At 73.1% G+C, this 13,213-nt stretch carries 12 protein-coding genes; all 12 read left to right on the top strand.

The window, feature by feature from the left end:
- Positions 1–35: 35 nt before the first annotated feature.
- The 12 genes from ORG17_RS01005 to ORG17_RS00950 all read left to right on the top strand — a co-directional run bounded on the left by ORG17_RS01005 (position 36) and on the right by ORG17_RS00950 (position 13,084).
- Entirely contained in the window at positions 36–1,664 is a 1,629-nt protein-coding gene (locus tag ORG17_RS01005) for an APC family permease (protein WP_111024045.1), read from the top strand.
- A 15-nt stretch (positions 1,665–1,679) separates the two neighbouring features.
- A complete protein-coding gene (locus ORG17_RS01000) occupies positions 1,680–2,519 on the top strand; it encodes an urea amidolyase associated protein UAAP1 (protein ID WP_214527195.1) in 840 nt (279 codons plus the stop codon).
- The gene (locus ORG17_RS00995) at positions 2,519–3,223 is read left to right on the top strand and encodes an urea amidolyase associated protein UAAP2 (RefSeq protein ID WP_214527196.1); all 705 of its coding nucleotides are present in this window, start codon (positions 2,519–2,521) and stop codon (positions 3,221–3,223) included. The genes ORG17_RS01000 and ORG17_RS00995 overlap by 1 nt, the downstream gene beginning before the upstream one ends.
- The gene (gene uca / locus ORG17_RS00990) at positions 3,220–6,918 is read left to right on the top strand and encodes an urea carboxylase (protein ID WP_214527198.1); all 3,699 of its coding nucleotides are present in this window, start codon (positions 3,220–3,222) and stop codon (positions 6,916–6,918) included. Before ORG17_RS00995 ends, uca begins: the two co-directional genes overlap by 4 nt.
- Positions 6,915–8,681: an allophanate hydrolase gene (gene atzF / locus ORG17_RS00985; protein WP_301565352.1), complete on the top strand. Its 1,767-nt coding sequence runs from the start codon at positions 6,915–6,917 to the stop codon at positions 8,679–8,681. Before uca ends, atzF begins: the two co-directional genes overlap by 4 nt.
- Before the next feature lie 26 nt (positions 8,682–8,707).
- Positions 8,708–9,400, top strand: a complete 693-nt coding sequence (locus ORG17_RS00980; protein WP_250892395.1) for a TetR/AcrR family transcriptional regulator — start codon at positions 8,708–8,710, stop codon at positions 9,398–9,400.
- 30 nt (positions 9,401–9,430) lie between these two features.
- The gene (locus tag ORG17_RS00975) at positions 9,431–10,024 is read left to right on the top strand and encodes a biotin transporter BioY (protein ID WP_214527200.1); all 594 of its coding nucleotides are present in this window, start codon (positions 9,431–9,433) and stop codon (positions 10,022–10,024) included.
- Positions 10,025–10,109: 85 nt separating this feature from the next.
- Positions 10,110–10,691: a hypothetical protein gene (locus tag ORG17_RS00970; RefSeq protein ID WP_214527201.1), complete on the top strand. Its 582-nt coding sequence runs from the start codon at positions 10,110–10,112 to the stop codon at positions 10,689–10,691.
- Positions 10,688–11,218, top strand: a complete 531-nt coding sequence (locus ORG17_RS00965) for a DUF6611 family protein (RefSeq protein WP_214527203.1) — start codon at positions 10,688–10,690, stop codon at positions 11,216–11,218. The genes ORG17_RS00970 and ORG17_RS00965 overlap by 4 nt, the downstream gene beginning before the upstream one ends.
- A 49-nt stretch (positions 11,219–11,267) precedes the next feature.
- Positions 11,268–11,609, top strand: coding sequence for a hypothetical protein (locus ORG17_RS00960; protein WP_051597132.1), 342 nt, complete (start codon positions 11,268–11,270; stop codon positions 11,607–11,609).
- A gap of 104 nt (positions 11,610–11,713) precedes the next feature.
- On the top strand, positions 11,714–12,343 hold the full coding sequence (locus ORG17_RS00955) for a TetR/AcrR family transcriptional regulator (RefSeq protein ID WP_214527205.1): 630 nt from the start codon (positions 11,714–11,716) through the stop codon (positions 12,341–12,343).
- 27 nt (positions 12,344–12,370) lie between these two features.
- Positions 12,371–13,084: an NADPH-dependent F420 reductase gene (locus ORG17_RS00950; RefSeq protein WP_214527207.1), complete on the top strand. Its 714-nt coding sequence runs from the start codon at positions 12,371–12,373 to the stop codon at positions 13,082–13,084.
- The last annotated feature ends 129 nt before the right edge of the window (positions 13,085–13,213 follow it).

The raw sequence follows: 13,213 nt of genomic DNA, 5'->3' as shown, positions 1-13,213 counted from the left end.
TCACCCGACAGGTACTCCGCGAAAGGTCTGCAGTCATGCGTTCTCCGCAAGCACCGCTCCACGCACCGCGCGCCACGTCCGACGTCGACACCCAGGGGCTCGCCCGCCTCGGCTACGAGCAGGAACTCCACCGCGGGGTCGGCTCGTTCTCCTCCTTCGCGGCGGGCTTCTCCTTCGTCTCGATCCTCACCACGGTCTTCCAGCTGTTCGGACTCGGCTTCGGGCTCGGCGGTGCTGCGTTCTTCTGGGCGTGGCCGCTCGTCTTCGGCGGCCAGCTGCTCGTCGCGCTGAACTTCGCCCAGCTCGCGGCCCGCTGGCCCATCTCCGGCGCGATCTTCCAGTGGTCGAGTCGCCTGGCCGGAGCCCGGTTCGGGTGGTTCACCGGCTGGACGATGATCATCGGCCAGATCCTCACCGTCGCGGTGGCGGCCATCGCCGTGCAGGCCGTGCTCCCCGCGATCTGGGACGGGTTCCAGGTCGTCGGCGGTCCGGGTGCGGACCCGTCCGTCGCGTCGCCGACCGGTGCCGCGAACGCGGTGGTCCTCGGTCTGGTGATGCTCGCCGTGACGACGATCGTGAACATCACGAGCGTCCGGCTGATGGCCCGCGTGACGAGCTTCGGCGTGCTCATCGAGATCATCGGCGTCGTCGTGCTCATCGGCGCCCTGTTCCTGCTGCCGCACCGCAGCGCCTCCGTGGTGTTCACGACCACCGGGTCGACGAGCACCGAGCCGTACGTGTGGGCGTTCCTGGCGTCCTCGCTGATGGCCGCGTACGTGATGGTCGGCTTCGACTCGGCCGGTGAGCTCGCCGAGGAGACCCACAACCCGCGCCGGACCACCCCGAAGACGATCGTCCGGGCGCTCACGGTCTCCGGCCTCGGCGGCGGGCTGCTCATCATCGGCGCCCTCGTCGCCGCCCCGAGCCTGACCGACGGCAAGCTCGCCACGCAGGGTCTCGCCTGGGTGATCACGTCGACCCTGGGCGACGTCTTCGGCCGGCTCCTGCTCTGCACCGTCGCCGTCGCCGTCTTCGCGTGCACCCTCGCCGTGCAGACCGCCGGCGCCCGGATGGTCTACTCGATGGCCCGCGAGAAGGCGCTGCCCTTCCACCGCACCCTCGCCCGGGTCTCGCCCCGCACCGGCACCCCGATCGCGGCGTCGATCGTCGTCGGGGTCGGCGCCGGGCTGGCCCTCGCCGTCAACATCGGGCAGTCCGCGATCTTCACCGCCCTGTCGAGCCTGTGCATCGCGATGCTCTACCTGGCCTACCTCGGGGTCACCGGGCCGCTGCTGGTCCAGCGGATCAAGCTCCGTCGTACCGGGCTGCCGACCGGGGTGGACGAGGACGGCAAGCCGCTGTTCACCCTCGGTCGCTGGGGCATCCCGCTCAACGCCCTGGCCGTGGCGTTCCAGATCGGCATGGCGATCAACCTCATCTGGCCCCGGCCGGAGATCTACGACCTGACCGGCACCTCGTGGTGGCTGCAGTACAGCGCCCTGCTGTTCATCGGCGGCGTGCTGCTCGTCGGCTGGGCGTGGTCGAGCTGGCGGCACCGCACGCACGGGCCGATCACCCTGGCCGAGGTCCCCACCACCGCAGCGGTGCCCGTCCCCGCAGCCGCGACTGCGGCGAGCCCGACCGCCGCCTCCGTCGAAGCCTGATCCGGAAGGAACCCCATGCGCGACCTCCACCAGACCGACAGCGTGCTCGCCTCCCGGTCCGACGCACGCGCCCAGGCCGGCTCGCAGTCCGAGTACATGCCGTACCTGCCGGCGTCGTCGTCACCGTTCGCCCCCGAGGGCGTCGACCCCGCACAGCTCGTCTGGGCCGAGACGGTGGCGCCGGGCGGGTACACGCACAAGGTGCTGGCCCGCGGGTCACGGCTGCGGTTCGACGACCCGACGGGTGAAGCCTGCGCCAACGTCCTGGTGTTCAACGCGCTCGAACCGTGGGAGCGGCTCAACGTCGCCGACACCCAGAAGATCCCGTGGCAGGCGTACCTGGGCCAGGGTTCCCCCCTGCTGAGCGGGGACGGCCGAGCGCTCGCGACCGTGCTCGAGGACACCTCGGGGCACCACGACGCGTTCTGCGGCAGCTCGACCGACGCCTGGAACGAGCGGAAGTACGGCGACGCGGCACCCGAGGGGCGCACCCCGAGCGGTCGGTCGCTGTTCGCGAAGGCCGCCGCCAAGCACGGGCTCACCAAGCGGGACCTGCCGCCGAGCATCTCGTTCTTCCAGGGCGTGCGGATCGACGCCGAGGGGGCGATGACCTTCACCGGTTCGGCCGGCGCGGGCACCCACGTCACGCTCGTCGCCGAGCTGCCGCTGCTCGTGCTGGTCGCGAACGTCGCGCACCCGATCGACCCGCGCCCGGACTACCTGGTCGGACCACTGCGGGTGCACGCCTGGCGCGGGGCCCCGACGACTGCGGCCGACGAGCGGTTCACCGCGACGCCGGAGCTCACCCGCGCCTACCTGAACTCGATCGACCACGCGGAAGCCCGAGCCCTGTGATGACCGACACGACGACCCACACCCCCGCCTCGACCGTCCCGGTCGGAGCCGTCCACGACCCGGACGTCGCCCTCGACTGGAGCGAGTCCCTGGTGCCGGGCACCGTGGTCCGCGACGACCGGGTCGCCCCGCTCGCGCCGTGGTCCGCCGTGGTCCGCGCCGGCGAGGTGCTCACCATCGTCGACGTCGGCGGCAACCAGAGCGCCGACTGCCTGCTCTACGACGCCCACGACTCCGACGAGCGGTACAGCGTGCCGGACACCCTCGCCGCACAGGGCAACGCGTACGTTCGGACCGGCACCGTCCTGATGTCGAACGAGGGCCGCCCGCTGATGACCGTCGTCGCGAACGAGATCGACCGGCAGGACACCATCGGCGGCGCGTGCTCGAAGGAGTCGAACACCCTGCGGTACGGGCACCACACCCGGTACCAGCACGGCTGCCGCGAGAACTTCCTGGCCGAGGCCGGCCGCCACGGACTCGGTGCCCGCGACATCGTGTCGAACCTCAACTGGTTCATGAACGTGCCGGTCGAGGCCGACGGCGCCCTCGGGATCGTCGACGGCATGAGCGCCCCCGGCAAGCGGGTCGCGATCCGGGCCGAGCGGGACGTGCTCGTCGTCGTCTCGAACTGCCCGCAGATGAACAACCCCTGCAACGACTTCTCCTGCACACCGCTGCGCATGATCGTGGTCCAGCCGTGACCGCCGCGCCCGACCCCACCGGGACCGCCACCGTGAACCAGACCCCCCTCAGCTCCGACACCGTCCTCGTCGCGAACCGCGGTGAGATCGCCCGCCGCATCATCCGGTCCGCCGGGGCGCTCGGCATGCGCACCGTCGCCGTCTACTCCGACGCCGACCGCGCCGCACCCCACGTCCGCGAGGCCGACACCACGGTCCGGCTCGGTCCGGCACCCGCCCGCGACTCGTACCTGCGCATCGACGCCGTGGTGCAGGCCGCGAAGGACACCGGCGCCGGACTCGTGCACCCCGGCTACGGGTTCCTGTCCGAGAACACCGACTTCGCCCGGGCCTGCGAGGACGCCGGCATCCGGTTCGTCGGGCCGACCGCCGACCAGATCGTCCGGTTCGGCGCGAAGCACACCGCCCGCGAGCTGGCCGCCGCCGCCGGGGTCCCGATGCTCGCCGGCACCGGGCTGCTCGCCAGCATCGACGACGCCGTGGCCGAGGCCGAGCGCATCGGGCTGCCCGTCATGCTCAAGGCCACCGGGGGCGGCGGCGGGATCGGCATGCAGGCCTGCTCGACCCTCGCCGAGGTCCGCGAGGCGTACACGAGCGTCGTCCGCCTGGCGACCGCGAACTTCGGGTCGGCCGGCATCTTCCTCGAGCGGCTGGTCCGGCCCGCCCGGCACGTCGAGGTCCAGCTCTTCGGCGACGGCGAGGGCCGCGTCGCGGTGATCGGCGACCGCGACTGCTCCCTGCAGCGCCGCAACCAGAAGGTCATCGAGGAAGCCCCGGCACCGGCACTCCCCGAGCACGTCCGCGCCGAGCTGCACGCGTCCGCCCGCCGCCTGGCCGAGAGCGTCGGGTACCGCAGTGCCGGCACCGTCGAGTTCGTCTACGACCCGGTGCGCGAAGAGGCGTCGTTCCTCGAGGTGAACACCCGCCTGCAGGTCGAGCACCCGGTCACCGAGGAAGTGTTCGGCGTCGACCTCGTCGAGCTCATGCTCCGCCTGGCCCGCGACGGTGCCGCCGGCATCGACCCCGACGTGTTCGACCGCACCTGGACCCCGAACGGCCACGCCGTCGAGGCCCGCGTCTACGCCGAGGACCCGGCGAAGGGCTCGCTGCCCTCGAGCGGCCTCGTCACCCAGGCCGTGTTCCCGAGCGCGACCACGGCATCCGGCGAGCGCACCGGCATCCGCGTCGACGGCTGGGTCGAGACCGGCTCCGAGGTGTCCGCGTTCTACGACCCGATGCTCGCCAAGGTGATCGCCACCGGGGAGACCCGCGACGACGCGCTCGACCTGCTGCGCGACGGACTCGCGGCCACCCGCATCGACGGCATCGTCACGAACACCGGGCTCCTCCGCGCGCTGACCGACGACCTCGAGCTCCGCACCGCCACGCACTCCACCTCGACGCTCGACGCGACCGAGGACCCGGACCCGCGCATCGACGTCGTCGCCCCGGGCACCATGACGATGATCCAGGACCTGCCCGGCCGGGTCGGGTACTGGCAGGTGGGCGTCCCGCCGAGCGGCCCGTTCGACGCGGCGTCCTTCGCCGAGGCGAACCGCGCCGTGGGCAACCCGGACGGTGCCCCCGCGCTCGAGGTCACCGCCACCGGCCCGACACTCCGGTTCTCGGCCGCCGCGGTGGTCGCGCTCACGGGTGCGCCGGCACCGGTCACCCTCGACGGCGAACCCGTGGCGCTGTGGGAGCCCGTCGAGGTCGGCGCCGGCCAGACCCTGGCGATCGGCACGGCCCCCGGTCCGGGCCTCCGCACCTACCTGGCGGTCCGGGGCGGTTTCGACGTGCCGACCTACCTCTGCTCGACCGCGACCTTCACGCTCGGTGGCTTCGGCGGTCACGCCGGTCGGGCCCTGCTCGCCGGCGACGTCCTGCGCCCGGGCTCCCCGGACTCGGACGCCCCGCACCCGGCGTTCCCGTCCGGAACCCGTCTGGGCCTGGTGGGCGGCCCGACCCCGGCCGACCGCCGCACCGCGCTGACCGACGCGTGGGAGATCGCCGTCACCGAGGGGCCGCACGCCGCGCCGGACTTCTTCACCCGTGCCGACCTCGACGTCTTCTACGCCACCGACTACGCCGTGCACCACAACTCGGCGCGCACCGGCATCCGGCTCATCGGCCCGCGGCCGGAGTGGGCGCGGACCGACGGCGGCGAGGCCGGTCTGCACCCGTCGAACATCCACGACACCCCGTACGCGGTCGGTGCGATCGACTTCACCGGGGACACCCCGATCATCCTCGGACCGGACGGGCCGTCGCTCGGCGGCTTCGTCTGCCCCGCCGTGGTCGCCAGCGGCGACCTGTGGAAGCTGGGCCAGCTCCGACCGGGTGACACTGTCCGGTTCGTCCCCGTCCGCGAAGCCGACGCCGCCGCGCTCGACGCACGCCGGGCCTCCAGGACGGTGCCGCGCACCGGAGGCGACGGCGACGACGGCGTGATCGCCCGCCTGGACGCGACCGACGGGCGGCCGAGCGTCGCGTACCGACGCGACGGCGACGACAACGTGCTCGTGGAGTACGGCGACATGACCCTCGACATCGCGCTGCGAATGCGCGTGCACGCGCTCATGACGAAGCTGCAGGAGCACACGCCGAAGGGGATCCTCGACGTCACGCCGGGCATCCGCTCGCTGCAGGTGCACACCGACGCGTCCGTGCTCAAGGCGCGCGACGTGGCGGGGCTGCTCCGCGAGCTCGAGGACGAGATCCCGCCGACCGACCAGCTCGTCGTGCCGTCGCGCACCGTGAAGCTGCCGCTGTCGTGGGACGACCCGGCCACCCGGCTGGCGATCGAACGGTACATGAACGGCGTGCGGAACGACGCCCCGTGGACCCCGTGGAACATCGAGTTCATCCGTCGCATCAACGGGCTCGACAGCGTCGACGACGTCTTCCGCACCGTGTTCGACGCGAGCTACCTGGTGCTCGGCCTGGGCGACGTGTACCTCGGCGCCCCGGTCGCGACCCCGCTCGACCCCCGGCACCGCCTGGTCACGACGAAGTACAACCCGGCCCGAACCTGGACCGCCGAGAACTCCGTCGGCATCGGCGGCGCGTACCTGTGCATCTACGGCATGGAGGGTCCGGGCGGCTACCAGTTCGTCGGCCGCACCGTGCAGATCTGGAACCGGTTCCGCCGCGGCGGGCTGTTCCAGGAGAACCCGTGGGCGCTGCGGTTCTTCGACCGGATCGAGTGGTACCCGGTCGGTGCGGACGAGCTGCTCGAGCTGCGCGCCGAGACGGACGCCGGACGGGGCTCGTTCGAGACCGTCGAGGGCGAGTTCTCGATCGCATCGTACAACCGGTTCCTGGCCGACAACGCCGGGTCCATCGCGGACTTCCGGGCGCAGCAGGCACAGGCGTTCGGCGAGGAGAAAGAGCGGTGGCGTGCATCGGGCGAGTTCGACGTCCGTGACGAACCGGCCGCCGCGGTGGCCGACGCCGTGACCGTGCCCGAGGGGTCGACCGCCGTGTACGCCCCCTTCACCTCGACCGTGTGGCAGGTGGACGTCCGCCCGGGTGACCGCGTAGACGAGGGGCAGAAGCTGCTGGCCGTGGAGGCGATGAAGATGGAGTCGATGGTGCACGCACCGGTGCCGGGCCACGTGCTCGAGGTGTACATCAAGCCGGGTGACCAGGTCGCGCCGGGGCAGGTCCTCGCGGCGATCGGAGCGGCAGCGTGAGCGGGACGAGCGCCGGCGTGAGCGGGACGAGCGCGGCGAGCGCCGGCCCGACCGCCGCCAGCGGGGCCGCCACGACGTCCGCCGCGGCCCGCGTCCGTGACGCCTTCGCCCGCATCGACGCCGTCGACCGGCCCGAGGTCTGGATCACGCTGCGTGACCGCGCCGACGTGCTGGCGGAGGCCGAAGCCGTCGACCCGTCCCTGCCCCTGGCCGGCCTGCTGTTCGCCGTGAAGGACAACATCGACGTCGCCGGCCTGCCCACCACCGCCGCCGCCCGTTCCTACGCCCACGACCCCGCAGCCGACGCCACCGCCGTCGCCCGGCTGCGCGCCGCCGGCGCCGTCGTCGTCGGCAAGACGAACCTCGACCAGTTCGCCACCGGCCTGGTCGGCACCCGCTCGCCGTTCGGCGCGGTCCGGAACGCCTGGGACCCGACGCGGATCTCCGGCGGTTCGTCGAGCGGTTCCGCCACGGCGGTCGCCCTGGGCATCGTCGACTTCGCGCTCGGCACCGACACCGCCGGGTCCGGCCGGGTGCCCGCCGCGCTCGGCAACCTGGTCGGGGTGAAGCCGACGAAGGGGCTCGTGCCGAACACGGGCGTCGTCCCCGCCTGCCGGTCGCAGGACTGCGTCACGGTGTTCGCCCGGTCGCTCGACCTGGCGCGCACGGCGGCCGAGCTGATGGCCGGCCCGGACGGCGTCGACCCACTCGCGCGGCCCGACCTCGCCCTCGCCGACCTGCCCGCCGTCCCGCGCATCGCGGTGCCGCTCCCGTCACAGCTCGAGGGGCTCGCACCCGGCTGGGCCGAGCCGTTCGCCGCGGCAGTCGACCGGTTCCGTGCGCTCGGACACCAGGTGGTCGAGGTCGACATCGCACCCCTGCTCGACGCCGCGTCGCTGCTCTACGACGGCGCGTTCGTCGCGGAGCGGTACGCGGCCGTCGGTGCCCACATCGAGGCCCACCGCGACGAGGTCGGTGCCGACCTCGATCCGTCGGTCGCCGCGATCGTGCTCGGTGGCGCACGACCGACCGCCGCGGAGCTCTTCGCCGACCAGGAACGGCTCGACGCGTTCGGGGCAGCGGGTCGCGCCGCACTCGAGGGCACGACCGCCCTGCTCACCCCGACGACGACGTGGCACCCGACGCTCGAGCAGGTCGCGGCCGACCCGATCGGCGCGAACAGCCGGATGGGTCGGTTCACGAACTTCGCGAACCTGCTCGACATGGCCTCGCTCGCGGTGCCAGCGGGCTTCGTCGACGGGCTGCCGTTCGGCGTCATGCTCACCGGTCCGGCGTTCACCGACCGGCGCCTGGCGGCGTTGGCGGCCGCGTTCGCCGCCCCGACCGTCGACCTGCTGGTCGTCGGGGCGCACCTGCGCGGTCAGCCGCTGAACGGACAGCTGGTCGCGTCCGGCGGATCGTTCGTCCGGGAGGCCCGCACCGCGTCCGACTACCGGCTGTACGCCCTCGACACGGTGCCGCCCAAGCCCGGGTTGGTCCGCGTGGGTCCGGTCACGTCCGGCGCTGCTGCGCCGGGCTCGGGCTCGGGCTCGGGCTCGGGCATCGTCGGGGAGGTCTGGCGCCTGCCCGCCGCCGGCTTCGGCACCTTCGTCGCGGCCCTGCCGGCACCGATGGCGATCGGCACCGTGGCGCTCGACGACGGCACCGAGGTCACCGGGTTCCTGGTCGAGCCGTTCGCGGTCCAGGGGGCCGAGGACATCACCCACCACGGCGGCTGGCGCGCGTACCGGGAGCAGTCGTGACGGACACCGGCTGTCAGGATGGGGGCATGTCCCCCGACGACCGGCCCGTGCGCCCCGGGCGGCCGCGGGTCGTGCCGAACGCCGACTCCGCGCTGAGCCCGCGCGACCAGATCCTCGACGCCGCCGCCGCGCTGTTCGTCGAGAACGGCATCAGCGCGACCTCGACCCGGGCGATCGCCGAACGGGTCGGGATCCGGCAGGCCTCGCTGTACTACCACTTCGCCGGCAAGGACGACATGCTCGTCGAGCTGCTCACGACCTCGGTGCGCCCGAGCCTCGAGCTGGTCCGCGGCCTCGAGCAGCTCGTGCCGGAGTCGGCCTCGGCAGCCGGTGCCCTCGCCGCGCTGGTCGTCGCCGACGTGGACACCCTCGCCCGCACACCGCACAACATCGGCACGCTGTACCTGCTGCCCGAGGTGCAGGGCGAGCGCTACGACGGGTTCCGGGCCGAGCGGGTCGAACTGCAGGAGGCCTACGGGCGCCTCGGCTCGCGCGCTGCCGCCCCGGACGTCGCCGCCGGTGTCTCGCCGTCGCGCCTCGGTGCCGTGCTCATCCAGATCACCGAGACCGTCATCCAGCTCCGCCGGTCCGGCCCCGTGCAGGACGCCGACCGCGACGCCCTCGTCGCGACCTGCCTGCGCGCCTGCGGCCTCGACACCGCCGCCGTGGACGGGGCCCGGCGCGACGCCGAGTCCCTGCTGGCCGCCGTCGCGGTCTGACCCTCCCTCTCCCCTCTGCAAGGAGTCACCATGACCACGATCACCCCCGCCGCACACCGTCCGCTCGCCGACGCGCTGCTCCCCCGCACCGCTGTCGTCAGCACCGCGCTGGTCCTCGGCGGCGCACTGCTGACCGCCGGTACCGCGCAGGTGTCCGTGCCGATCTGGCCCGTCCCGATCACCGGGCAGACCCTGGCCGTGCTGCTCGTCGGCAGTGCCCTCGGTGCCCGTCGCGGTGCCCTGTCGATGCTCGTCTACGCACTGCTCGGTGTCGTCGGGCTGCCGGTCTTCGCGGACGGTTCGGCCGGGGTCGGCGTGCTCGTCGGCCCCTCGGGCGGGTACATCGTCGGCTTCGTCGCCGCCGCGGCCCTGGTCGGCTGGGTCGCCGAACGATTCGGCGACCGCCCGCTGCGGAACGCGCTGCTGTCCTTCGCCCTCGGCACCGTCGTCACCTTCGTCGCCGGGATGGCCTGGCTCGCGGTGGCACTCGGCCTCGACCTGCAGCAGACCCTGCAGTACGGGCTCTACCCGTTCGTCCTCGGTGGTGTGGTGAAGACCCTGATCGGCGCCGGCGTGATCTCCCTCGGGTGGACCGCAGCCCTGCGCTCGGCCACCCGCCGGTGAGCGCTCGGTCAGGACTCCGGCGCCGGCCGTAGGGGTTCCGTCAGGAGGCCTTCCGCGCTGTCCGAGCCCGCGAGAGCGTGTGGTCGTGACACTGACTGCGATCATGCCGACGCTCCGTGCGTCGCTCCCCGATCCGATGGACCCGTTCCTCTGGCCGGCACACACCGTCGCGACCACCGACGACCTGCTGGTCTCGGCGATCTCGATGGTCCGGCTCGCCGACCTCACCGGCACCCCGACCGTGCACACCGCCGAGCAGTCCCCGCCCCGGTACCGCCCGCGCGGCTGGGCACCCCGCGACGTGAGCGTCGCCGTCGCGGCGGTCACCCGTGTGCGGCGACCGCGCACCGGGGTGGTGCTCCTGGAACTCGACGCCGTCCTGCCGACCTGCGCCGTGCTCGACCAGGTGCGCCTGATCGGACGCCGGAGCACCGCTCCCCTCTCCCCGATGTACGTCGTCACCCGCTGTGACGGTCAGGCCGACGGTCCGTTCCACCGCCTCCCGGCTCCGTTGCCCGCCGACGTCCGCGAAGGCGACCTGGTCTGCTTCCCGTGCCTGGCGACCGTCCGGCACCGCGACGTCGTCGAGCCGGTCCGGGCGGAACTCGCGCCGGTGCGCGCGGAACTCGCGCCGGTGCGCGCGGAACTCGCGCCGGGCGATCGATGACCACGACGCTGCCGGTCCGCACCCGGCTGCTCGACGGCACCCACCTGTGGGGCCGGTACACGATCCGACCCGTCGGGCGGACGCTGTGGAGCTCGCGGACCCTCGTCGTGTTCCCGCCCGGCACGACCACCGGCGAGCGCCTGCTGCTGCGCGCCTGGCACGTCTGGCCGGCCGTCGGGGCGGTCGTCGCCCTCGCTGCCCTGGTGCTCGCCGTCTCGGTCCCCGCAGTCGGCACGACCACCGCGCTGCTCCTCTACGGCGGCGGCTTCGCGGTCCTCGCCCGCGCCACCCGCGCGCTGCGACCGCGGGTGCGGTCCGTCACCGTGACGACGTTCCTGGGCGACGGCCGCCGCGAGGTCCACGGCGACGAACGTCTGCTCACCGGCTCCCTGGACGCGCTGTCGATCCTGGAGCAGGCGCTCCGGGCCGACCGCATCCGCCCCGTCGACTTCGAGCTGATCTGGGCGGACGTGTGGAACGCCCTGGAATCCCCGGACCCGGACCACCGCGTGCAGCGGTCAACCTGAAGCCCGTTCCCGCGCCGCGCGTTTGTATGGGTTCGGGAAGGAGTACGCGATGAAGCACATCCACTACGACGCCACCACGATCCTGGTCGGTGACGACGTTGCCGACGCCGTGATCGAGTACGCCGCGGCCCTCGCAGGTGGGGACCGAGCGGACACCGTCGACGTGCCCGCCGTCGCCGACGACGGGACGATGACCACCACGAAGATCCTCATCGGGCCCTCGAGCGAGATCGTCATCGAGGACGCGGAAGAGGACGAACTCGAGATGGACAACGGGGAGTTCGTCGGGCGGCTGCGCGCCGCCGCGAAGACCTTCGGGCACAGCGAGCCGATCCACGCGAACACGCGGACGGACCTGGCGGACGCGGCGGAGGCTGCCGAGGAGTCCTGACGCCTGGGCGTCGCGCTTCCGCGACGAAACGGAGAGGGTCTCCTGTACTGTGGTGGTTCCGGAGAGCTTCTCCGGTTCCCGACGCCACAGCCTGGAGGCCCGCCATGCCCGAGCAGACCGCTCCCGCCGGGCACGCGCCGCGTTCACTGCACTCCCCGCGTCCGCCGCGTCCCGCGCGCGCTGACGCGCTGCGGAACCGGGACCACATCCTGCGGGTCGCCGAGCGCGCGTTCACCGAGCACGGTGTGACCGGCTCGCTCGACGCGATCGCCAAGCAGGCCGGCGTCGGCGCCGGCACCCTGTACCGGCACTTCCCCACGCGCGAGGCCCTGCTCGCCGAGCTCCTCGCCGCACGCGACGAGCACCTGGTGGCGCGTCGCGAAGCGCTGCGCGACGGCTCCGTGGACACCGGCGACGCCCTGCACGGCTGGCTCGACGCGGTCACCGAGTGGGCCGGAACGTTCGACGGGCTGCCCGAACCACTCCGCGCCGCCGCCTCGTCCGACTCGTCGCCGCTCGCCCTGACGTGCCAGGGGTTCATCACCACCACGGACGAGTTCCTCCGCGCCGCCCAGCGTTCCGGTCGTGCGCGTGCCGACGTCCGCGCGCGGGACCTGTTCCTCGCCGCGTTGGCGACCAGCTGGGTCCGGGGTGCCGCGATGGCCGACGACTCGTCGTCCGCCGCGCTCTCCGCCCTGTCGCGGCGCGGCTGGGAAGCCCCTGCTCTCCCCTGACCTCCACCACTGTTGAAAGGGCATCACATGAACCGCATCGGCATCATCGGCAGCGGAGCCATCGGCACCGCGATCGCACGCCTGGCCGTCGCCGCCGACCTCGACGTCCTCATCGCGAACTCGCGCGGCCCCGAGTCGCTGCAGGACCTCGTCGCCGAGCTCGGCCCGCACGCCCAGGCCGGCACCGTGCGCCAGGCCGTCGAGTTCGGCGACGTGCCCGTCCTCGCGATCCCGCTCACCGCCTACCCGGCGCTCGCCCCCGACCTCGACGCCTTCGCCGGGCGGACCGTGCTCTCGACGGGCAACTACTACCCCGGTCGCGACGGCCGGATCGAGCCGCTCGACACCCTCGCGACGACCACGGCGGAGTACGAGCAGACGCTCCTGCCCGGCACCCGGATCGTCAAGGCGTTCAACAACATCGTCGCGCACCACATCCCGAACCTCGCCGGCTCCGCGCCTCGCACCGCGCTGCCGATCGCGGGCGACGACGACCCGGCCAAGGCCGTGGTCGCCGACCTCGTGCAGCTGCTCGGGTTCGACACCGTGGACGCCGGCACCCTGGCCGACTCGTGGCGCTTCGAGCCGGAGTCCGGGGCGTACACGGGGATCTACGCGGCGAGTGCCGAGGGGTTCGCGGCGGACTACCTGGCGGATCAGGGCGCACCATTGCCCGCCGAGCGGCTGCGGGACATACTGGCGGTGTCGCACCGGGCGGATGTGGCGAACCGGCAGTTCTGACGATCGCAACTCTTTGGGGGACCCTTGCGACGACGAGACCATCAGCTCCTCACTGCCGCAGCGGGCGTGGTCTGCCTCGCCGTGGTCACCGGGTTGTCCGCATGTGCCGCGCCTGGGGGTGCCTCTGGG

It is taken from the genome of Curtobacterium flaccumfaciens pv. betae (assembly GCF_026241855.1).
Taxonomy (GTDB): Bacteria; Actinomycetota; Actinomycetes; order Actinomycetales; family Microbacteriaceae; genus Curtobacterium; species Curtobacterium flaccumfaciens.
This window is presented reverse-complemented; position numbering and strand designations above follow the sequence as displayed.

Bases quoted from the DNA above. Each gene is read 5' to 3' on its own strand.
- ORG17_RS01000 (WP_214527195.1), top strand. From the start codon at position 1,680: ATGCGCGACCTCCACCAGACCGACAGCGTGCTCGCCTCCCGGTCCGAC.
- ORG17_RS00995 (WP_214527196.1), top strand. From the start codon at position 2,519: ATGACCGACACGACGACCCACACCCCCGCCTCGACCGTCCCGGTCGGA.
- ORG17_RS00950 (WP_214527207.1), top strand. From the start codon at position 12,371: ATGAACCGCATCGGCATCATCGGCAGCGGAGCCATCGGCACCGCGATC.
- ORG17_RS00975 (WP_214527200.1), top strand. From the start codon at position 9,431: ATGACCACGATCACCCCCGCCGCACACCGTCCGCTCGCCGACGCGCTG.
- ORG17_RS01005 (WP_111024045.1), top strand. From the start codon at position 36: ATGCGTTCTCCGCAAGCACCGCTCCACGCACCGCGCGCCACGTCCGAC.
- ORG17_RS00955 (WP_214527205.1), top strand. From the start codon at position 11,714: ATGCCCGAGCAGACCGCTCCCGCCGGGCACGCGCCGCGTTCACTGCAC.
- ORG17_RS00965 (WP_214527203.1), top strand. From the start codon at position 10,688: ATGACCACGACGCTGCCGGTCCGCACCCGGCTGCTCGACGGCACCCAC.
- ORG17_RS00960 (WP_051597132.1), top strand. From the start codon at position 11,268: ATGAAGCACATCCACTACGACGCCACCACGATCCTGGTCGGTGACGAC.
- ORG17_RS00980 (WP_250892395.1), top strand. From the start codon at position 8,708: ATGTCCCCCGACGACCGGCCCGTGCGCCCCGGGCGGCCGCGGGTCGTG.